The sequence below is a fragment of the Luteibacter rhizovicinus DSM 16549 genome (genome assembly GCF_001887595.1).
Taxonomy (GTDB): domain Bacteria; phylum Pseudomonadota; class Gammaproteobacteria; order Xanthomonadales; family Rhodanobacteraceae; genus Luteibacter; species Luteibacter rhizovicinus.
Map to the genome: position 1 here is coordinate 2,607,946 of NZ_CP017480.1, position 21,673 is coordinate 2,629,618.

At 65.4% G+C, this 21,673-nt stretch carries 15 protein-coding genes; 11 read left to right on the plus strand and 4 right to left on the minus strand.

The genetic code is table 11. From position 1 onward, the window contains the following. Window position 1: 1 nt before the first annotated feature. Window positions 2-406 (minus strand): hypothetical protein, encoded by a 405-nt coding sequence (locus BJI69_RS11785; RefSeq protein ID WP_046966983.1) that lies wholly within the window; start codon window positions 404-406, stop codon window positions 2-4. A gap of 75 nt (window positions 407-481) precedes the next feature. Here BJI69_RS11785 and BJI69_RS11790 point away from each other — a divergent pair, with 75 nt between their 5' ends. Beyond that, window positions 482-841: an MGMT family protein gene (locus BJI69_RS11790; protein ID WP_046967019.1), complete on the plus strand. Its 360-nt coding sequence runs from the start codon at window positions 482-484 to the stop codon at window positions 839-841. Between the two features lie 27 nt (window positions 842-868). Here BJI69_RS11790 and BJI69_RS11795 read toward each other — a convergent pair whose 3' ends face one another. Beyond that, window positions 869-1,159: a hypothetical protein gene (locus BJI69_RS11795; protein ID WP_046966982.1), complete on the minus strand. Its 291-nt coding sequence runs from the start codon at window positions 1,157-1,159 to the stop codon at window positions 869-871. Window positions 1,160-1,336: 177 nt separating this feature from the next. Between BJI69_RS11795 and recQ the strand changes: the two genes are divergently transcribed. The 4 genes from recQ (at window position 1,337) to zwf (ending at window position 8,657) form a co-directional block, all read left to right on the plus strand. Continuing rightward, window positions 1,337-3,154, plus strand: a complete 1,818-nt coding sequence (gene recQ / locus BJI69_RS11800) for a DNA helicase RecQ (protein ID WP_046966981.1) — start codon at window positions 1,337-1,339, stop codon at window positions 3,152-3,154. A 66-nt stretch (window positions 3,155-3,220) separates the two neighbouring features. Further along, window positions 3,221-4,885 (plus strand): cation:proton antiporter domain-containing protein, encoded by a 1,665-nt coding sequence (locus tag BJI69_RS11805; RefSeq protein WP_046966980.1) that lies wholly within the window; start codon window positions 3,221-3,223, stop codon window positions 4,883-4,885. A 65-nt stretch (window positions 4,886-4,950) separates the two neighbouring features. Continuing rightward, a complete protein-coding gene (locus BJI69_RS11810) occupies window positions 4,951-6,777 on the plus strand; it encodes a glycoside hydrolase family 15 protein (protein WP_046980014.1) in 1,827 nt (608 codons plus the stop codon). Further along, window positions 6,774-8,657: a glucose-6-phosphate dehydrogenase gene (gene zwf, locus BJI69_RS11815; RefSeq protein WP_046980015.1), complete on the plus strand. Its 1,884-nt coding sequence runs from the start codon at window positions 6,774-6,776 to the stop codon at window positions 8,655-8,657. Before BJI69_RS11810 ends, zwf begins: the two co-directional genes overlap by 4 nt. A gap of 181 nt (window positions 8,658-8,838) precedes the next feature. Here zwf and BJI69_RS11820 read toward each other — a convergent pair whose 3' ends face one another. Beyond that, complete coding sequence (locus BJI69_RS11820; protein WP_181016712.1) at window positions 8,839-10,764, minus strand: DUF3300 domain-containing protein; 1,926 nt, start codon at window positions 10,762-10,764, stop codon at window positions 8,839-8,841. Between the two features lie 606 nt (window positions 10,765-11,370). Here BJI69_RS11820 and BJI69_RS11825 point away from each other — a divergent pair. The 5 genes from BJI69_RS11825 to BJI69_RS11845 all read left to right on the plus strand — a co-directional run bounded on the left by BJI69_RS11825 (window position 11,371) and on the right by BJI69_RS11845 (window position 21,044). After that, window positions 11,371-13,980, plus strand: coding sequence for a TonB-dependent receptor (locus BJI69_RS11825; protein ID WP_125903190.1), 2,610 nt, complete (start codon window positions 11,371-11,373; stop codon window positions 13,978-13,980). Beyond that, window positions 13,980-16,607: a beta-mannosidase gene (locus BJI69_RS11830; RefSeq protein WP_046980018.1), complete on the plus strand. Its 2,628-nt coding sequence runs from the start codon at window positions 13,980-13,982 to the stop codon at window positions 16,605-16,607. Before BJI69_RS11825 ends, BJI69_RS11830 begins: the two co-directional genes overlap by 1 nt. A gap of 29 nt (window positions 16,608-16,636) precedes the next feature. After that, window positions 16,637-18,040: a glycoside hydrolase family 125 protein gene (locus BJI69_RS11835; protein WP_046980037.1), complete on the plus strand. Its 1,404-nt coding sequence runs from the start codon at window positions 16,637-16,639 to the stop codon at window positions 18,038-18,040. Window positions 18,041-18,066: 26 nt separating this feature from the next. Further along, window positions 18,067-20,499 carry a GH92 family glycosyl hydrolase gene (locus BJI69_RS11840; protein WP_046980019.1) on the plus strand — a complete coding sequence of 811 codons (2,433 nt, stop codon included), beginning with the start codon at window positions 18,067-18,069 and terminating at the stop codon, window positions 20,497-20,499. Between the two features lie 101 nt (window positions 20,500-20,600). After that, window positions 20,601-21,044: a hypothetical protein gene (locus BJI69_RS11845; protein WP_125903037.1), complete on the plus strand. Its 444-nt coding sequence runs from the start codon at window positions 20,601-20,603 to the stop codon at window positions 21,042-21,044. Here BJI69_RS11845 and BJI69_RS11850 read toward each other — a convergent pair. Continuing rightward, window positions 21,019-21,228, minus strand: a complete 210-nt coding sequence (locus BJI69_RS11850; protein WP_046980021.1) for a hypothetical protein — start codon at window positions 21,226-21,228, stop codon at window positions 21,019-21,021. The genes BJI69_RS11845 and BJI69_RS11850 overlap by 26 nt on opposite strands. Window positions 21,229-21,381: 153 nt before the next feature. Between BJI69_RS11850 and BJI69_RS11855 the strand changes: the two genes are divergently transcribed. Next, complete coding sequence (locus BJI69_RS11855) at window positions 21,382-21,669, plus strand: hypothetical protein (RefSeq protein ID WP_046980022.1); 288 nt, start codon at window positions 21,382-21,384, stop codon at window positions 21,667-21,669. Window positions 21,670-21,673 lie beyond the last annotated feature (4 nt).

Consider the following 21,673-nt stretch of genomic DNA (forward strand, 5'->3'; position numbering starts at 1 on the left):
CTCAGAGGGCGTCGGCCTCGCCGTTGACGACTTGTTCGAGCTGGTCGCCGGTGGCGCCCAGTTCTTCGATCAGGCGTGCGAGTTCGCGCTCGTCCAGATAGTCATAGGGGCGGTTCTCGCAAAGGTGCAGATAGGGCGAGCCGTCCAGGTCCGCCTCGGCGAGGTAGCCCGTACGCTGTTCCCAGTTGAAGCGAAGGCAACGCCGCGCATCCACGCCGGCCAGGGGGCCGATCGGGGTCGACAGGCGCAGGAAGCGCAGGCCTTCCGAATCTTCCAGCTCGGCCAGGTAGATGCCCTGGTGGCGTCCGTCGGGAAGCTCCAGGTCGAAGCTGATGAGGTAGGGCTCGTTCTGGCGGAGCTTGTGAACGCCGCCGACATGGGAGCGGATGGCCTCGAAGTGTCGCATCGCCGTGGGAAGTTCCGTCACTGGGGAGCGTCGATGGTACGCTCCCTGCCGTTTCCAGGCATGCACGAAACGATCATGACGGATGAACTCGACGACGACGAGGCCCGCGCGCTCCGCGCGACGCGGATCATCGAAGCGGTGGCTGCCATCCCCCGCGGGCGGGTGGCCAGCTACGGTGCGATTGCCGCACGGGCCGGTTATCCGGGTCGTGCCCGCCTGATCGGCCGCGTGCTCGGCGACGCGCCCAACCGACTCGACCTTCCCTGGCATCGGGTGCTCCGCGCCGACGGCCGGATCGGCATACCGGCAGGCACCCAGGGGTTTCGAGAACAGTGCCGCCGGCTCAAGGCCGAGGGCGTCACGGTAAAGGACGGCCGCGTGCCGATGAGCGCCTTCGGGCTCGATCACGACCTCGACCGGGCCATCTGGGGATGACGCCGGGCGCGTCATTGTCGGACGGCGTCATCGATACGTGATGTCGACCACTTGCCAGGCGGCCGTACGGTCGCGCTGCAATGCGTAGGCGAAGAGCTCGGCGCGGATCTCGCGCTGGGCGGACGCGATGTCGAGCGGCCGGACGGCGGCAAGGGCCTGCCGACCTGGCGGACAATCGAGCGCGCCGTCGCGCAGTGGACAGCCGGGCTCGACGATATCGCCGGTGAAGGCGATGCGACCGCCCTCGGCATACAGGGGTGGGGCGCTCGCGACGAAGGCACAAGCGAGGCATGCGGCGGTGAGGCACGGATTCTTCATCTTCCTTCCCCTTCGAAGGACACGAACAGCCGATGAGCCGGCGAGGTCGGCTCGCCTCCATTAGCTGCTCGAAGGCCTCGAAAGAACATCGCTTTCATCCCAAATCGGCGTAGGCCTACAGCCTGTTCAGCTGTCAGCAGATGACGGATGAAGGCCCCGGTTTGTTAGCATGGCGGGATGCAGTCCCAGGCCCACGACCTCCTTCACTCCGTTTTCGGTTACCCCGAGTTCCGCGGCCAGCAACAGGCCATTGTCGAGGAGGTCGCCAACGGCGGCGACGCTCTCGTCCTGATGCCTACCGGCGGCGGCAAGTCGCTGTGTTTCCAGATTCCCGCGCTGATGCGCCACGGCACGGGCATCGTCGTTTCGCCACTCATCGCCCTCATGCAGGATCAGGTCGACGCGCTGACCGAGGCCGGCGTACGCGCCCGTTACCTCAACTCCAGCCTGGACTCGGCCACGCAGCGCGAGGTCGAGGAGCTCCTGCTCGCCGGTGACCTGGACATGCTCTATGTCGCGCCGGAACGACTGCTCACCGGGCGTTTCCTGGGCCTGCTCGACCGTATTCCCATCGCCCTGTTCGCCATCGACGAAGCGCATTGCGTCTCGCAGTGGGGACACGATTTCCGTCCCGAATACCGTGAGCTGGCGATCCTTCACGAGCGCTTTCCGGAAGTGCCGCGTATTGCCCTCACCGCTACGGCGGACGATCGTACGCGCGAAGAAATCGTTGAAAGGCTCGGCCTACATGCGGCGCGTCGCTTTGTCTCCAGTTTCGATCGGCCCAACATCCGCTATCGCGTGGCGCCGCGACAGAACGCACGGCGGCAGCTGCTGGATTTCCTCGACGCGCATCGGGGCGAAGCCGGCATCGTGTATTGCCTGAGCCGCCGCAAGGTGGACGAGACGGCCGCATGGCTGGTCGAGGCTGGCGTCGAAGCCTTGCCGTATCACGCCGGCCTCGACGGCGACACACGCACGCGTCACCAGCAACGCTTCCTCCGCGAGGACGCGGTGGTGATGGTGGCCACCGTCGCCTTCGGCATGGGTATCGATAAGCCGGACGTGCGCTTCGTCGCCCACCTGGATCTTCCGCGCAGCATGGAAGGGTATTACCAGGAGACCGGTCGTGCCGGTCGCGATGGCCTGCCGGCGGAGGCCTGGATGGTCTATGGCCTGGGCGATGTCGTCACCATGAGCCAGATGATTTCGCAGTCCGAGGCAGGCGACGATCGCAAGCGCATCGAGCGTCTCAAGCTCGACTCCCTGCTCGGCTTTGCCGAGGCGACGCGCTGCCGTCGCCAGTTGTTGCTCGAGGCCTTCGCCGAGGTCTATCCGCAGCCTTGCGGCAATTGCGACAACTGCCTGGTGCCGCCGACGACATGGGACGCCACGCTTGCCGCGCAGAAGGCCATGTCCTGCATTTATCGCAGCGGCCAGCGGTACGGTGCGGGGCATCTCATCGAGATTCTGCGTGGCGAAGCGGGCGAGCGCGTCCGCGATCTTCGCCACGACCAGCTCACCGTGTTCGGCGTCGGCGCCGACATGGATGCCACGCAGTGGCGGTCGGTGTTCCGCCAGTTGCTCGCGGCCGGCCTGATCGAAGCCGATCCCGAAGGTTATGGCACCCTGCGGCTGTCACCGACCAGCGGCCCCGTGCTGAAGAGCGAACGCAAGGTCTGGCTGCGCGAGGACGCACGTCCGGCCAAGGGCCGCCGCACCTCGCGGCCGTCGCCGGCAACCACCGGCGGCTCGCTGGGCATCGAGGAGATCGAGCAGCCGCTATGGAGCGAACTGCGCCGCGTGCGCTCGGAACTGGCCAAGCAGCACGGCGTGCCCGCGTATGTCATCTTCCACGATGCCACCTTGCTGGCGATGCTTCGTGCGCTGCCGGCGAACGAAGACGAACTGGGTTCGATCAGTGGCGTGGGTGAGAACAAGCTCAAGCGCTACGGCAAGGATTTTCTCGCGGTGCTGACCGCTAGCGGGGCTTGAGGATCTTCTCAGGTTGCATGGTCCGCTAGTCGTCCCCAATCTTGAAGGGTTGATCAGGGAGCTGCCATGCACGACGCCACGCCACTCATCGCCACCATCGTCGGCGGACTCGTCCTCGCTTTCATCTTCGGGGCCATCGCCAACCGCCTTCGATTGCCGGTACTCGCCGGCTATCTCGTCGCCGGTGTCGTCGCCGGTCCTTTCACCCCGGGCTACGTGGCCGATGCCGGCATCGCCCAGGAGCTGGCCGATCTCGGCGTGATCCTGCTGATGTTCGGGGTGGGCCTGCATTTCTCCTTGAAGGACCTGCTCTCGGTCAAGGCGATCTCCATCCCCGGCGCGGCCGTGCAGATGGGCGTCGCCACCGGGCTCGGCATGCTGCTGGGCTGGGGGTTGGGTTGGCCGCTCACGCAGGGTTTCGTTTTCGGCCTGGCGCTGTCGGTGGCGAGCACGGTGGTCCTGTTGCGCGCCATGGAAGAGCGCCGGTTGCTCGACAGCGATCGCGGTCGCATCGCGGTCGGCTGGCTGATCGTCGAAGACCTCGCGATGGTGCTGGCGCTGGTCTTGCTGCCGGCTATCGGCGGCTTCCTCGGGTCGGAGAAAGGCGGTGCCGCGCCCGCGATGGGCGAGCTGTTCGAGACCGTGGCCTGGACAGTCGGCAAGGTCGTGGTCTTCGTCGCCCTGATGCTCATCGTCGGCAAGCGGGTCATTCCCTGGACGCTGCAGGCCGTTTCGGCCACGGGATCGCGCGAACTGTTCCGCCTCGCCGTGCTGGCCATGGCCCTGGGCGTCGCCTTCGGCGCGGCCCATCTGTTTGACGTCTCGTTCGAACTGGGCGCTTTCTTCGCCGGCATGATGATGGGCGAATCGAAACTCTCGCAGCAGGCCGCGGAGGAAACCCTGCCGTTGCGCGACGCCTTCGCCGTGCTCTTCTTCGTCTCCATCGGCATGCTGTTCAATCCGCACATCCTCGTCGAGCATCCGTGGGTCGTGCTCGCTGCCTGCCTGATCATCATCGTCGGTAAATCGGCTGCGGCGTTCGTCATCGTGCGTGCCTTCGGCCGGCCGGTGAAGACGGCGCTGACCATCGCCACCAGCCTTGCGCAGATCGGCGAGTTCTCGTTCATCCTCGCGGCGCTCGGCGTCTCGGTCGGCCTGATCAGCGCACAGGCGCGCGATGTCATCCTCGCGGCCGCCATCGTCTCGATCCTGGTCAACCCGCTGCTGTTCGTGGCGCTGGATCGCTGGATCGCCAAGCACGATGCGGACGCGCCCGACCAGCATCCGGCGGCCGTCGGTGGTCATACCGTGCTGGTCGGTTTCGGCCGTGTGGGACGCCGCGTGTTCGCCGAGCTACGCGAGGCTGGCGCGCGCGTGCTGGTCATCGAAACCGACGAGGACGCCGTGCGGACCCTGCGCGACTCGGGCGAGGCGGATGTGGTGATCGGCAACGCCGCCGCGGCACTGGTCCTGGCCGAGGCCAATCTCTCCAGTGCGCGTGCGCTGATCGTCGCCGTGCCGGATCCCTTCGAGGCCGGACAGGTGGTGCGTGCCGCGCGTCAGCTTCGCGACGACTTGCCGATCGTGGCGCGTGCGCATTCGCAGGAGTGCATGGATCACCTCGCCGGGCTCGGTGCGAGCGAAGTCATTTACGGGGAGCAGGAACTTGCGCATAGCCTGTTCGAAGCCGCACGCGGCGATCGGTCGCCGGTCGCGACATCCGGTCACTGATCGCTACGCGGTCCTAACGTCCGGGCGACTACCGTAAACGGAATAGCGCCCACGACGAGGACCCCATGGCATCCCGGATCGAAGACTACGCAATGCTCGGCAATTGCCGCAGCGCCGCCCTCGTATCACGCGACGGTTCGATTGATTGGCTATGCGTACCGCGCTTTGATTCAGCCGCCTGTTTCGCGGCACTCGTCGGCGATGAAAGCAACGGGCGCTGGCGCATCGCACCCGCCGATCCAGACGCGACCTGTCAGCGGAAATACATCGACGGCAGCCTGGTGCTGGAAACGGAGTGGCGATGCGCCACCGGCCGCGCACGCGTCATCGAGTTCATGCCCTTCGCCGGCGAACAGGTCGGCGTGACCCGGATCGTGGAGGGCATCGAAGGCCGGGTGGATTTCGAAAGCGTCCTCACCATCCGCTTCGACTACGGCAGTGCCTTGCCCTGGGTGAGTCGTCTCGATGAGCAGACGATCACCGCCGTGGCAGGGCCCGATCTGCTCGTGGTCCGCAGTCCGATCGCCGTCGAAGGCGAGGGCATGCACAGCGTCGCTCGCTTCGCCGTCGGCGCGGGCGACTCGGTGCCCTTCGTCATGGCCTGGGGGCCCTCGCACCTGCCGCCGCCCGAGGCGCTGGATGCCCGGCAGGAACTGAAGGACTCGCTCGCCTTCTGGGAAAACTGGTCCGATCGCTGCAACGACTCCGGTGAGTGGAGCGATATCGTGCGCCGCTCGCTGATCGTACTGAAGGGCTTGAGCTATCTGCCCACCGGCGGCATCGTCGCCGCTCCCACGACTTCGTTGCCCGAACAGCTCGGCGGCCAGCGCAACTGGGACTACCGCTTCTGCTGGGCTCGCGACGCCACCTTCGTACTCTCGGCGCTGGTCAATGCCGGCTACCACGACGAAGCCAGCGCCTGGCGCGAGTGGGTGCGCCGTGCCGTGGCCGGGTCGCCCGGTCAGTTACAGGTGCTCTATGGCCTGGCCGGCGAGCGCCGCCTCGAGGAGTTCGAACTGCCCTGGCTTTCGGGCTATGAGGGCGCCAAGCCCGTTCGCGTCGGTAATGCGGCGTCGGCCCAGTTCCAGCTCGATATCTTCGGCGAACTCGTCGGCGCGTTCGACCACGCGCTGCGCCACGGCGTGGCCTTGCAGCCCGATGCCGACGACGTGCAGTCGGTCTTCCTCGAGCACCTCGAGAGCATCTGGCGTCACCCGGACGAGGGTATCTGGGAAATCCGCGGCGAGCCGCGTCATTTCGTCCACTCAAAGGTCATGGCGTGGCTGGCGTTCCAGCGTGCTGCCGAGCAGAACCGCGACGGTCGCGACCCGGGCTTCGCCCGCCGCTGGCGTGGCGTGGCCGACGAGATCAAGGCCGATATCCTCGCCAAGGGCGTGGACCCTGTGCGCGGTTGCTTCACCCAGTCCTACGGATCGACCGAACTCGACGCCAGCCTGCTGCTGGTGACCCTCACCGATTTCCTCCCCCCTGACGATCCGCGCATCGTCGCCACGGTCCGGGCCATCGAGGACGACCTCCTCGTCGAAGGTTTCGTCCGCCGTTACGACACGCGCAGCGGTGTCGACGGGCTGCCGCCGGGCGAGGGGGAATTCCTTCCATGCAGCTTCTGGCTGGTGGAAAACTACGTATTGCTGGGGCGCCTCGACGAGGCGAGGACACTTTTCACTCGTCTGGTCGGGCTATCGAACGACCTCGGATTGCTCGCGGAGGAGTACGATCCACGGTCGAAACGACTACTGGGCAATTTCCCACAAGCCTTTTCCCACGTAGCGTTGGTTAATGCCGCTTTCAGTCTCGCGCATGGTTACAGCGCGACTGCCGACAGCCACGCTTCCCCCCATACCACCGATCCCCAAGGAGCCCGTGCATGAGCCAAGCCCAATCGAAGCGCGTCACCTCGCGCGCTCACCCGGCCGACCCGTGTACCGTCGTGATTTTCGGCGCTGCCGGTGACCTCACCAGCCGCCTGGTCGTACCCGCCTTGTACAACATGCGCCGCACCGGCCTGTTGTCCGACAATTTCTCCGTGATCGGTTTCAATCACGGCAAGATGGCCGATAACGCGTGGAAGAAGAGCCTGCACACGGCGCTCGAGCGCTACGTAAGCAACGCGGGCGCCAAGCTCGATGACGACGCTTGGGGCTGGCTGAGCAGCCAGATGAGCTACCACGCCGGCGACTTCGACGACCTCAGCGCCTTCCAGAGCCTGGCCACCAAGCTCAAGGACGCCGAGCGCCGCCGCGGCACCCAGGGCAACGTACTGTTTTACCTGGCGACGCCCGAGCGTTTCTTCGGCGACGTGATCGAGCAGCTGAAGAACGCGGGTCTTGTCGACGATGGGGGCGCGGAAGGTCGCTTCTGGCGCCGCGTGATCATCGAGAAGCCGTTCGGCCACGATCTCGCCTCGGCCCACGCGTTGAACGAGCGCATCCTCAAGGTGTTGCGCGAAGACCAGATCTACCGCATCGACCATTTCCTGGGTAAGGAAACGGTGCAGAACATCATGGCTTTCCGTTTCGCCAACGGCCTGTTCGAGCCGATCTGGAACCGCGACCGCATCGACCACGTGCAGATCACCGTGGCCGAGACCGTGGGTGTCGAACGCCGCGGCTCGTTCTACGAGCAGACCGGTGCGCTGCGCGACATGGTGCCCAACCATCTGTTCCAGCTGCTGGCGATGGTGGCGATGGAGCCGCCCACCTCGTTCGATGCCGAAGCCGTGCGTACGCGCAAGGCCGAGACCATCGAGGCGATCCGTCCCATCCAGCCCGAAGACGCCGTACGCGGCCAGTACGGCCCGGGCGCGGTGAACAACGAGCTGGCTACGTCGTACCGCGACGAGCCGAATGTGGCGCCGGACTCGGTCACCGAGACCTTCGTCGCGCTGAAGCTGTCGATCGACACCTGGCGCTGGTCGGGCGTGCCGTTCTACCTGCGCACGGGCAAGCACATGGGCCGCCGGACGACGGAAATCGCCATCCGCTTCAAGTCCGCGCCCTTCGCCCCGTTCCGTGGCACGGGCATGGACGCGTTCGGCCCGGACTGGCTCGTCCTGCAGATCCAGCCGGACGAAGGCATCTCGCTGCAGTTCGACGTGAAGCGTCCTGGCCCGCGCGTGGAACTCGCGCCGGTGCGCATGGACTTCAAGTACGCCGACTGGTTCCGCGCCGAGCCCAACGTCGGCTACGAAACGCTGCTCTACGATTGCATGACCGGCGACGCCACGCTGTTCCAGCGTGCCGACATGGTCGAGGCCTGCTGGCGCGCCGTGCAGCCTATCCTCGACGACTGGGCACAGCGCACCCCGGCCGATTTCCCGAACTACGCCTCGGGCAGTGCGGGTCCGGCCTCGGCTGACACACTGCTGGCACTCGGTGGCCGTTCGTGGCGTCCGCTGAATTCGGCCGCGGAACTCAACGCGCGCCGTACCGCGAAGCCCAAGGTGGATGCTTCCGCTTCTGCTGAGAAGAAGGCCGCTGCGAGCAAGACGACCAAGCGTGCGCCGGCCAGGAAGTCGACGCGTGCCGCTGCGACGAAGGCCGCACCGGCACGCAAGGCCGCAGTGAAGAAGGTGGCGGCGAAGAAAGCGGTGGCGAAGAAGGCGGCTGCGAAGAAAGCGCCTGCCCGGAAGGTCGCAGTGACGAAGGCGCCGGTGAAGAAGGTCGCGGCAGCTCGCAAGGCTGCACCGGTGAAGAAAGCATCGGTCACCGTGAAGAAAACGACGGTCGCCAAGCGCGCACGCAAGAAGTAACGGCGTCGCATTCGTTCGATGAAAGGGCCCGGCTTGCGCCGGGCCCTTTTTGTTGTGATGGCTGTGGGAGCTGGCTGTGCCGGCGATGGGGTATGGCTACACCGCTCCGTTGGCTTCTCGCCGATGAATCGGCTCCTACATGTATCTATTCGCCGATGAATCGGCCCCTACATGTATCTATTCAACCGCCGTGCTCGTCTTTCTTGTCGTGATGTTGCGGCGCCGACCTGGGCGCGGGCGCATGGTTTTCGTGCTGTGGTTCCGGACGTTGTTGCGGCGCGGCCCGTTGCGGCTCACGTTGCGGTTCCGCACGCTGCTGCGGTTGGGGACGTGGCTGCTCGACGTGCTGAGGCTCCTGACGTTGGGGCTCCTGACGCTGGGGCGCGGCGCGCTGCGGCTCCGGTCGCGGTTGCTCGACGCGTTGGGGCATGGGCTGCGTTGGACGTTCCTGAGCGGCAGGGCGCTCGACCGGCGGCTGACGCTGCGACTGCGGCTGCGGGAAGGCTTGCTGTCGCGCCGTCGCGGCGGCTCGCTGTTGGGCTTCCGCGCGCGAGTGCTCCGCTTCATCGGCGCGCGGGTCGATACGTTGCGGCTGTTGCGGCTGGGCAATGGGCAGGGGACGAGCGTCCTGTCGGGCTGCCTGTGCGCCACGCTGCTGCTCGCGAGGATCCACGTGCGGCACTTGGCCTACCTGGCCGCCGACCTGCTGGCGCGGATCGAAGCGCGTGGGCTCGCCGCGTGCGACGTTCTGCGCCGGCGTGTTCTGCCCAGGACGGAACGCCTGGCCGGCGTTGGCGTTGCGCACATCGGCAGGATTGCCTGGACGCCCGGCGAACTCGGGTCCGCGCCCGTCGGCACGTTGTCCTTCCGCATGGACTGCCTGCGGAGGTGGCAGGGCCGGCCGCGCATTGGGTGCGGTGGGATGTGTCATGCCAGCGGTGAACGTCGGCCGCTGCATGTGCGCGTAATCGGGCGGCGAGGGGCGCGCGGCGTTCGCGATCGGTGCCGCCTGTCGACGAGGATCGATGGGATGGTTGGCGAAGCCGTTATTGGTGGTGTTGTTGAAGTCGTGCCGGTTGTCGATGTGGTTCGAGCGGTCGATATGCACCGAGCGATCGATGTTGACCGTGCGGTTGATCACCGTCGTGCGATTCACCGGGTAGGGATGGTTGTCGTAGACGATCGCCGGACGACCACCGTAGTGCGGTCCACCCGGGCGACCACCGCCCCACGACGTGTTCCACGCATTCCAGCCCCAGCGCGGCGGTTCGCGATGCCCGTGCGAGGCGAACAGTTCGCCGACCAGGATGCCCGCGCCGAACGAGACCAGCCCGGTGGCGATGAGATCGTCACGGCGGGGTGGTGCCTCGTACCAGCCCTGCGAATACACGCGGGTGACGATCGGCTCGCCATACACCGTATCGGGATCGTAGTCGGGCACGTAGACCACGTCTGACTCGGCGGGCTCGATGAGGATGGTCTGCGCGGGTGCCGCGACGATGCCACCGTCCTCGGCGACGGTCTCGTCGTCGGACGGCCCGCGCGGATCGATCTGTACGGTCTGCTGGGCGGAGTTCTGCAGGTTGCCGTGGGCGCGGGCGCGACCGCGCATGACCTGGATGGCATTCATCACGTCGGTGGGTTCGCTGGCGTAGGCGGCGCCCAGCGCAGCGGTCCATTCGGTGTTGTTGGCGAGCTGATCGAGCACGGCGGGAAAGGCGACCAGCGACTTCACGCTGGGATCCCAGGGCTGGCCATCGGCGGCCTCGATGAGCGCGCTGCCGGTGAGATTGCGATTCTGCTCCAGGAAATCGCGGGCGGCAGCGACATCGTCGGGATGCGTCGATGCGGCCAGCGTCTGCGCGACAAGGCGGTCGGGGAACAGGGCAACAGGTGCTACGAGGGCGAAGAGTTGTTCGGCCGTCGGCGGCTGATACGCCGGTGCCGGTGCCGGGGCCGTGGCGGGCGCCGGCGCGATAGCGCTCGTGGCGGCGACCGGTGCCTGAGGGTCGGCCGGTGCCTGGCGCTGGCAACCCGCGAGGGCGCCGATGAGTGATACGGACAGGACGGACATCATCGAGATATCCAGTGCGAATCGCTTGCTCACCATGAGTTCCTTTACGCGAGGGTAGGGCCGTGTTGCGTTCAGCTTCGACGAGCCGAGGTGACTGATCGCTGTCTGAAATGCCATTCCGCAAGGACTTGCCGATGTCGTTCATCGCCCCGTTGGGATCGAATCGGTCTCTTTTTACGCTGCACCGCAGCAAAGCAGGTGTCTGACTGATGCCTCACTTCATGTTGTTTGAGGACCTTCAGGAAAATCTATCTGAGACAGCTATTTACGACCGGCCATCGAATGTCCTGCCCGCGCATGGATCGATCCAAATGCCTCATGAGAAATTCCGCATTGCAGTATTTTCGTTATTTCACTAAACCTAGCAATTACAGTTAGTTGCATTCATTTGTCTGACTTTAGATCGAGTTAAAAAATCGGTTGACAACGTTGTCACCGGACACTAAAAATCCGCTGCGTAACAAGGTTGCAACAGCAACACGCTGCGGTCCCCCCAGCGGCAGGGCAAGCGACACATTCAAACGGAACGAACGACGAACGCAGGCGAAAGCTTGCGCGGTGTCGTTCGTCCCGAAAAAACATTCTCATCCCCAGGAGATAGCAGTGAATTACCGGATCAGCGCCCTTTCCATGGCCATCATGGCCGGGCTGTTCGCCACGGGTACCGCCATGGCGCAAGACGCCGGCGCCACGCCCCCGCCCGCCACGACCGCCAAGAAGGCTGAGCCCGCATCGGCACCGGCCACGGATGCCAATGCACAGAACGCGGCCAACCTCGAGGGCGTGACCGTCACCGGCATCCGCGCCAGCCTGCAGAAGTCGCTCGACCTCAAGCGCAACTCCGACTCCATCGTCGAGGCCATCTCGGCCGAAGACGTGGGCAAGTTCCCGGATCGCAACGTGGCCGAATCGCTCTCGCACCTGCCGGGCATCAGCGTCGATCGCAACTTCGGCGAAGGCGATAAGGTCAGCATCCTGGGTACCGACCCGGCGCTCAACCGCCTTCTGCTCAACGGCCAGACCCTGGCATCGACCAACTGGACCTCGGATCCGAACAACCCGGACAGCCGCTCGTTCGATTACAGCCTGCTCACCTCGGAAATCATCGGTAACGCCCAGGTCTACAAGACCCCGCAGGCGAACATCGACGAGGGCAGCATCGGCGGCACGGTCATCGTCAATACGCGCAAGCCGCTGGACCTCAAGGCGAACACGCTCACCGGCAACGTCAGCTACGGCTATAACGATCGCGCCGACACCGGCAAGCCGAACGCCTCCATGCTGTACAGCTGGAAGAACAACGACTCCACCTTCGGCGTGCTCGGTTCGGTCATGCATTCCGACCGCATCATCGATCGCCAGGGCACCGAGGTCTTCGGTTACCAGCGTGCCAACGATCCGACCGATACGGATCCGAACCACCAGTTCAATCCCAACGTCGTCGCGCCGGGTACCAAGGGCGTGTACCCGACCGCGATCAACACCGCGTGGTTCCAGCAGCAGCGCAAGCGCGACGGTGTGTCGACCGACCTGCAGTGGAAGCCGAACGATGCGTTCGAGCTGAACTTCACCGGCCTGTACGTCACCGAGAAGTTCGACAACTTCAACCAGAGCCATTACGGCGACTGGTCGGGCAGTGCGCCGCAGGCCACGGCCCTCGGCTTCCAGAACGGCGTCGCCACCAGCGGCTCCTATGGCCCGGGCGCGTCGACCTACCTCGACGGCTACGAGCGCGAGTCCAAGGTCAACACCGGCACCGCGCAGCTGCGCGCCGATTGGTACGGTGACGGCTGGTCGGCGACGAGCCAGGTCGGCTACACCGGTTCGACCGGTGGCTCGGAAGGCATCTGGAACGCGCAGTTCCAGGGCTTCGGCGGCTACAACTGGAACCTTGACGGCCAGCACCCGCAGATCAATTTCAACAGCGCGGACAACCCGGGAGCGATGCTCGCCCACGGTGCGGGTTTCAGCTACGCGCCGAGCTACGATCGTGAGCGTTACTTCCAGACCGACTTCCGCCACGACGTGTCGTGGGGCCCGCTGAACCAGATCGAGGTCGGCATCAAGGCGACGAACCACCTCAACGGTCAGGACGCCTATGCGGCACGTATTCCGTCGCCGGACGGCAGCGGCGTCTCGCTGTCCGATGTCCTGGGCGGCGGCACCCCGAGCGGCTATCTCGGTGGCCTCGACGGCACGAGCAGCATGGCCAACTGGAGCACGATCAGCGCAGGCGGCCTGAAGGACTACGTCAACAGCCTCGTCACCAGCGTCCCGCTCGATCCGAAGGCCACCTACAGCATCGCCGAGCAGAACCGCGCCTTCTACATCCAGGGCGACTTCTCGGGCGACTCCTACCGCGGCAACCTCGGCGTGCGCTACTACCGCACGCGTGACACGGTCAACGGATACAACAGCATCGGTCCGGACCAGTACGCCCCGGTGAACAAGCGCAGCGCGTATCACGACTGGCTGCCGTCGTTCAACATCGCTTACGACCCGATCGAAGACGTGACCCTGCGTTTCGCCGCGGCACAGACCATGGCCCGTCCGCGCTACCAGGAAATGACCCCGTACATCGCGCTGGACGACCGTACGCTGACCGGCTCGGGTGGCAATACCGACCTCAAGCCGTACAAGTCGACCAACTACGATGCCTCGGCCGAGTGGTACTTCTCGGAGAACAGCGTGCTGTCCGCGGAGTTCTTCTTCCGTCGCATCTCGGGCTATATCCTCAACACCAACGTCAAGCAGACGCATTACAACCTGACCAACCTGCGCGACGACGTGTACGACATGGAAGTGCCGGTGAACGCCGGTGTGGCCAAGGTCAAGGGCATCTCGCTGACCTACCAGCAGGTGTTCAAGTACGGCTTCGGCATGCTGGCCAACTACACGTACTCCGACGCGAGCACGAGCAACGACTTCCCGCTGCCGTACAACTCGAAGAACGCGTTCAACCTCAGCCCGTACTACGAGAAGGGTCCCTGGGATGCGCGGATCACCTACAGCTGGCGCTCGGCGTACTTCACGCAGATCGCCCAGTTGGAGTCGGCGCAGATCACCGGTATCTTCCGTGAACTGGATGCGTCGATCGGCTATCAGGTAAACGACCACATGCGCATTTCGCTCGACGGCACCAACCTGCTCGACGAAACCTACTACGTGTACAACAACACGCCCGCCGAGCCGCTCAATGCTTACAAGAACGGCCGGACGTACACGCTGACGCTGGGCTTCAAGCTGTGATGCGCCGCGCGTCGCTGGTGGTGGTGGCCTGGCTCGTCGCCGGCGCCGCCACGGCCGCCACGCCGGTGGAGAGGGACCTCTCCACCGGCTGGCAGTTCCGCCTCGCTCCCGGGGCGGCGCCAGCGATCGCGCAAAAGGCTCCGACGGACTGGCAGCCGGCCATCGTGCCGGGTGCCGTCCAGACGGATCTTCTGGCGCTGGGACGGATCGGCGATCCGTTCTGGCGCGACAACGAGGCCGGCCTGCAATGGATCGGCCTCGCGGACTGGGACTACCAGCTTTCTTTCGACGTCGACGCGGCCGCGCTCAAGCGTGGCCACGTCGATCTCGTTTTCGACGGCCTCGATACGTTTGCCGAGGTCAGCCTCAACGGCAAGAAGCTGCTCGCCGCGGACAATATGTTCCGCCGCTGGCGCCTGCCGGTGAAGGGCGCGCTTCACGCCGGCAGCAACAGCCTGCGGGTGCATTTCCAATCCCCTATTGCCCGCCTGCAGCCCTGGCTGCTCAAGCAGCCGTACGCGCTGCCGGGTGAATTCGATTCGTCCTTCGGCGATGAGCCGAAGGGCAAGCAGACCTCCAACTACGTCCGTAAGGCCAACTACCACTACGGCTGGGACTGGGGTCCGCGTTACCTCGCCGCCGGCATCTGGCGGCCGGTGCGTCTGGAAAGCTGGGACGACCTGCGGCTGGCGGACTTCCACATCGCCCAGGCGAAGGTCGACGAAGCCGATGCGCACGTCGATGCGCAGCTCGCCTTGCAGGCCGATAAGGCCGGCACGGTCAAGGTCGCCGTCGAATGGACCGCGCCGAACGGCACGCATGGCACGCAGGAACGCGAGGTGACCCTGGTCGCCGGCGAAAACCATGTCGCCGTGCCCATCGACATCGATCATCCGCAACGCTGGTGGCCGGTCGGTTACGGCGATCCGAACCTGTACCGCTTCCACACCACCGTGAGCACGGGTGGCGCAACGGTCGCCCAGGCCGATCGCGAGACCGGCCTGCGCAGCGTGGAGCTGCGCCGCGACAAGGACCAGTGGGGCAGGGGCTTTGCCTTCGTGGTCAACGGCGTGCCCATCTTCGCCAAGGGCGCCAACCTGATCCCGTTCGACAGCTTCCCCGCCCGGGTGACCACGGCGCGCATGGAGGCCATCCTGCGTTCGGCGCGGGATGCCAACATGAACATGCTGCGCATGTGGGGCGGTGGCACCTACCAGGACGACGCGTTCTACGTCGCAGCCGACCGCATGGGCCTGATGATCTGGCAGGATTTCATGTTCGGCGGCGCCATCACGCCTTACGACCCGGCGTTCCGCGAAACCTCGCGCATCGAAGCCGTCGAGCAGGTCACCCGCCTCCGCGACCACCCATCCATCGTGCTCTGGGCCGGCAACAACGAAGTGCAGACCGGCTGGGAGTCCTGGCCCGATCGCGAGGACTTCCGCAAGTTCATCAATGCCGACGAAGTACGCCGCCTCGATGACGGCATGCGCGAGCTCTTCGGCAAGACCTTGCGCAAGGTCGTCGGCGACCTCTCCCCGCAGACGCCTTACTGGGCGAGCTCACCGAGCACCGATTTCGACGGCGAAGCCAATGTGGAGAACGACGGTGATTTCCACTACTGGAAGGTATGGTCCGGTTCGGAGCCGATTTCGCACTACCTCGATGTCACGCCGCGCTTTCAGTCCGAATACGGCCTGCAGTCGTTCCCGGTGATGGCCACCATCAAGGCCTTCGCCGAAGCCGGCGACATGCAGCCGGAATCGAAGGTGATGCGCGCCCACCAGAAGTTCGCCAACGGCGACGGCAACCAGCGTCTGCTGCTGTATATCCGCCAGGAATACGGTGAGCCGAAGGACTTTCCTTCGTTCGTCTACCTGAGTCAGGTGATGCAGGCCGAAGGCATCGAACTGGCCGCCGAGCACCTGCGCAGTGCGCGCCCACGCAACATGGGCTCGCTGTACTGGCAGCTCAACGACGTCTGGCCGGGCGCATCGTGGGCGAGCGTGGACTATTTCAACCGCTGGAAGGCCTTGCAGTTCCACGCAAAGCGCTTCTATGCGCCGGTGGATGTCGTGCCGCTGCGGCGCGACGGCACGACCGAGGTGTTTGCCGTTTCCGACCGCACGACCGACTTCGACGCCGTGCTGCGCACGCGTATCTACGACATGGCTGGCAAGCTCCTGCGCGAAGAGAGCCGTCCCCTGCGGGCTGCCGCGCTCAGCAGCACGAGCCTCGCACGTCTGGATGATGCCACCCTGCTCAAGGGCGCCGATCCGCGACGCACGGTGGTCGCCTTCGACCTGCTCGAGCAGGGCAAGGTCGTTGCGCATCACCTGCTGTACTTCGGTGCGGCACGGACCCTCGCGTTGCCCCAGCCGGAGCTGGCGACGAGCCTTCGCGACAGCGGACACGGCCTCGTACTGACGGTCTCCGCGAAGCGCCTGGCGCGCGCGGTGTGGATCGACACGGGCGACCTCGACGTTCGTCTGTCCAACAACGCCTTCGACCTGCTGCCCGGCGAAAGTGTCGACGTGGCGATCGACGGTCACGTCGATGCGGACACGCTTCGCCATGCTTTGTCGGTACGCTCACTGATCGATGCCCTGAAGGAAAGCCAGCCGTGAATCCCAGCCGTCGCAACCTCATCAAATGGATGTCACTGGTCCCCAGCGCCGCCATGGTCGGCGGGATGAGTGCAGGCGCGTTCGCCGCGCCACGCTTTCCCGGCAAACGGCCGCCGGTAGGCCAGCGCAAGTTCACCAGTCCGGCCGTCGAAGCACTGATCGCCGCGACGAAGAAGAAGATCGCCGATCCCGAGCTGGCGTGGCTGTTCGAGAACTGCTTCCCCAATACGCTCGACACGACGGTGGAAGTCGGTCGCCTGGATGGTTACGAAGACACCTTCGTCGTCACCGGCGACATCGACGCGATGTGGCTGCGCGACTCCTCGGCCCAGGTATGGCCTTACCTGCCGCTGGCGCCGAAAGACGAAGCGTTGCGCAAGCTGTTCCGCGGACTGATCCGCCGCCAGGCCCGCTGTATCGCGATCGACCCTTACGCGAACGCCTTTCTTCCCGACCCCAAGGGCAAGAGCAAGCTCGACTGGGCGCAGTCCGACCAGACCGACATGCACCCCGGCGTGGCCGAGCGCAAGTGGGAAGTCGATTCGCTCTGCTACCCGGTGCGCCTCGCGCACGGTTACTGGCAGACCACCGGTGACCGCGAGCCATTCGACGATGCATGGCGTGCGGCCACGCGGCTGATCGTCACGACCTTCCGCGAGCAGCAGCGCAAAACGAGCCCCGGCCCGTACCACTTCCAGCGCCCGTCGCCGAACCCGACCGAGAGCCAGTTCCTGCACGGCTACGGCCAGCCCACCCGTCCGGTCGGCATGATCCACCAGATGTTCCGTCCGTCGGACGACGCCACCGTCTACGCGTTCAATATTCCGGGCAACCTGTTCGCCGTGGTCACGTTGCGCCGACTCGCGCAAATGCATGCGAGCTTCTATGGCGACCAGGTCTTCGCTGACGAATGCCACGCCATGGCCGACGAGATCGCCGCTGCCGTCGAACAATACGGCGTGGTGAAGGATCCGCAGGGCGACTACTGGGCCTACGAGGTCGACGGTTACGGCAACCAGCTGTTCATGGACGACGCCAACGTACCGAGCCTGCTCGCGTTGCCGTACCTGGAGAGCGCGCCGCACGATGCCCGCTACCAACGCACGCGCGACCGGGTGTGGAGCACGCACAACCCGTATTTCTTCAAGGGCAGTGCCGGTGAAGGCATCGGTGGCCCGCACGAAGGCCTGCGCATGATCTGGCCGATGTCGATCATGATGAAGGCGTTCACCACGGACGACGTGGCCGAGCAGCGGCAGTGCCTGCACTGGCTCAAGACCACGCATGCCGGCACAGGTTTCATGCACGAGGCATTCGATCAGGACGATCCGAAACAGTTCACCCGCGTGTGGTTCGCGTGGGCCAATACCTTGTTCGGCGAGCTCGTGGTCCATCTTGCCGACAAGCATCCCGATTCCCTGCGCCGCGTCTGACGCGCGCAACTGAGCTGGAGCGATTCATGGTTACCCGTCGACGTTTTCTGCAAGGCATGGCCGCTGTTTCGGTCGTTGGTCCGCTCGGTTCCCTCACCGTGCTGGCCGACGGGGTACACAAAGGCCTGACCGCGCCACCCGCCAGCGGCGGCACCGCTGGGGATGGCGTCTTGCGTTACGTCGACGTCTTTGTTGGCTCGAGCGGCCACGGTCACACCTATCCGGGTGCGACGCGGCCGTTCGGCATGGTCCAGCTGAGCCCGGACACGAACAATGCGGAGTGGGACGGTTCGTCCGGTTACCACCAGGGCGACGGCTCGATCATGGGCTTCTCGCACACGCATTTGTCCGGCACCGGCGCAGCGGACATGCTCGACTTCCTGGTCATGCCGGCGATGGGCGCGGTACGGCTGCAGCCGGGCGATCGCGACTACGACGGCGTGAACTACGTGTCGCGCTTCGACGCCAAGCACAAGGGTGGACAGAAGCCGGAGAAAGCGCATCGCACACACGTCAAGGGTTACCGGTCGCACTACACGGGCGAGCAGGCCCACCCCGGTTACTATCGCGTCAAGCTGACCGATCACGACATCTTCGCCGAGCTGACCGCGACCCTGCGTGCGGGCATGCATCGCTATACCTTCGCGAAGGACGGCGACGCGCACCTGCTGCTCGATCTCGCGCATGGCTACCAGGACAACATCGAAACCCCCACGCGACTCAGCGATGTCGAGCTGACCCTCGTCGGCAATGACACCGTTGTCGGCGGGCGTCGCGTCTACCAGTGGGCGACCGGCCGGGTGATCTACTTCGCCATGAAGCTCTCGCGACCGATCGTCAGCGCCACGCTCTATAACGACGACAAGGCGCTGCCTGCGGGGACGACCACGATCAAGGGCGACCAGCTGAAGGCGGCGCTGCAGTTCGACAAGGCCTCGAGCGAGCCCCTGCTCGTCAAGGTCGGCATCTCCGGCGTCGACATCGATGGCGCCATGCGTAACCTGGACAACGAGATTCCCGCCTGGGATTTCGATGGCGTGCGCGCTTCCGCGGAAGCCGAATGGGAGCACGAGCTCTCGCGCATCCGTATCGAATCGTCGTCGGACAAGATCAAGCGCACGTTCTACAGCTCGCTGTACCACACCATGCTCGCACCGACGGTGTTCAGCGACTTCGACGGACGCTATCGCGGCATGGACAAGGCGGTGCACACGCTGCCCGAAGGCCGGCACAACTACAGCACGTATTCACTGTGGGACACCTACCGTGCGGAGCATCCGTTGTTCACGCTGTATCAGTCCGAGCGGGTGCCGGACCTGGTCGACGGCCTGGTGCGCCTTGCCGTGGAAAGCCCGAGTGGCGCGCCGGTGTGGCCCCTGCAGGGTATCGAGACGGTATGCATGATCGGTTACCACTGCGCGCCGGTGATCGCCGAAGCGCAGGCCAAGGGCTTTACCGGCATCGACTACGCGAAGGCCTGGCCGGTGCTTCGCCGTCGTGCCCTGCAGGACGACTACTTCGGCTTGCCGGCGTTCCGTGCGAAGGGGTACATCCCCAGCGACAAGGAAGGCGAGGCAGCCAGCAAGACCCTCGAGTACGCGTACGACGCCTGGGCCGTGGCACACATGGCCGATGCGCTGGGTCATGCCGACGATGCGGCGCTCCTGCGCACGCAGTCGCAGAACTACCGCAACGTGTTCGACAAGGACACCCAGTTCGTCCGCCCGCGTGCGGACGACGGCAGCTGGCTGCTGCCCTTCGACCCGATCAATATCGGTCACTCGAAGCGCTGGCGCGACTTCACCGAATCGAACGCCTGGCAGGCCACCTTCCTCAACCAGCACGACGTGTACAACTACATGGCGCTCTTCGGTGGCGAGACGGCCTTCGAGGCCAAGCTCGACGGCCTGTTCAACGCGGACCCGGCCCTGCCGGACAACGCGCCGCCGGACATCGCCGGCATGATCGGCCAGTACGCGTTCGGCAACGAGCCGGGCCACCACATGCCCTACCTCTATGCGTACGCCGGCTCGCACCACAAGACCCAGGCGCGCGTGCGCATGATCCTGGAATCGATGTACCTGCCCGAGCCCGATGGCCTTCCCGGCAACGAGGATTGCGGGCAGATGAGTGCGTGGTACGTGATCAGCGCGATGGGCCTGTACGCCGTCGATCCGGTCAGCACGAACTACGTGTTCGGCAGCCCGCTGCTCGATCGCGCGGAAGTGCAGGTCGGCGGTGGCCGCACGCTGGTGATCGAGGCGAAGGACAACGGCCCGGGCCGGGCTTACATCCAGTCGGTCAGCTGGAACGGCCAGCCTTGGTCGAAGAGCTGGATCAGCCATAAGGAACTGGCGGCAGGCGGGACGTTGAGCTTCGTCATGGGCGATACGCCGAACGAGGCCTTCGGCAAGGCCAGGGCCGACCGGCCGCCCTCGTTCGGGGCAGTCGCCGGGTAGTAGCAAGTTCTTGCGTCGGTGCCCGCCTGTTCACGGCGGGTAGACCCCACAGGCGCCAACCTGACCTTGCCGGGAGCATCCGGCTGGGTCAGGGGACCACCATGTCATACGCCGGACGGATGTACTTTCGGATGTTTTCGCCGGGCCTGATGGTCCTCGGTGTGGGTGCCCTTGCCGCGGCGGCGATGAAGGCCGTCCAGCAGATGCCCGGCGACCTGGGCATTCTTTCTCTGTATTCCAACCTGCCGGGCTGGATCGTCGCCGGATCGGTGACCGCAGCGGTAGCCTGGGTCACTGTGCAGGCCGTTCGCGTGAAGCTATGGGAGCGCGGCGCGGTGGCGAGCTGTTACGTGTGCGGCTGCCTGCTGAGCACGCCGCGTGGGTCCCGACGTGGGCTGGGCATGACCCGGCATTGCCTGGGCTGCCGCAAGGTTCATGGCGTCAACCATCGGCTGACGCCCGTGGTGGTGCCGCTGGCTGTCGCGGTGACTACGGTGTCGGACGCCGCGACGGTCCCGGTCAGGCGCGTACGTTCGTTACCGTAAGACGGTGACCCACACGCTCGAGCAGCGCACGTAGCGCCTCCGCGTCTGCCAGGCTGGCATCGTCCTCCAGGGACAGCCACAGCGTGTCGCCGGAAAGCCCGTGGATTTTTTCGTTGAATTCGATTTCGATGGCGACCTTGCCACCGGGCTGGACAACCGATACCGCGAAATTACGTGCCTGCACGCCCTGAATCCCCTGGTGAACCGTGTTCCGGATGAGGCCATGTTACCCACCCGCGACGAAAAGTGGTGTCTGTGTCCGGTGATGCGTGATCGACGGCACGTTCACTCCGGCCGCACGTGGCTTTGGCGCTAATCGGGCCACGAGGAGGACGCCATGCTGCAACTCAATCCGCCGCTGCCCATGAACACCCCCAAGGGTGAAGGCTTCGCCCATTTCCTGATCGATTACGGCCCCGAGTCGGATCTGTACTGGACGGTTTTCGTTACGGAAACCGGCGAGATATGGACCTTCGCCAACCGCGAAGTCCGCGCCTCGAAGAACATCACCCTGGGGCGGACCTCACCCTCGGTGCCGCGTCCGGCACCGCCGAGCCGCCGCCAGGCCGGTGAAGCCCGCGAGCCCGGCGTCGTCCCTTTCGCCGTGGCTGACGGACAGATGTGAATTG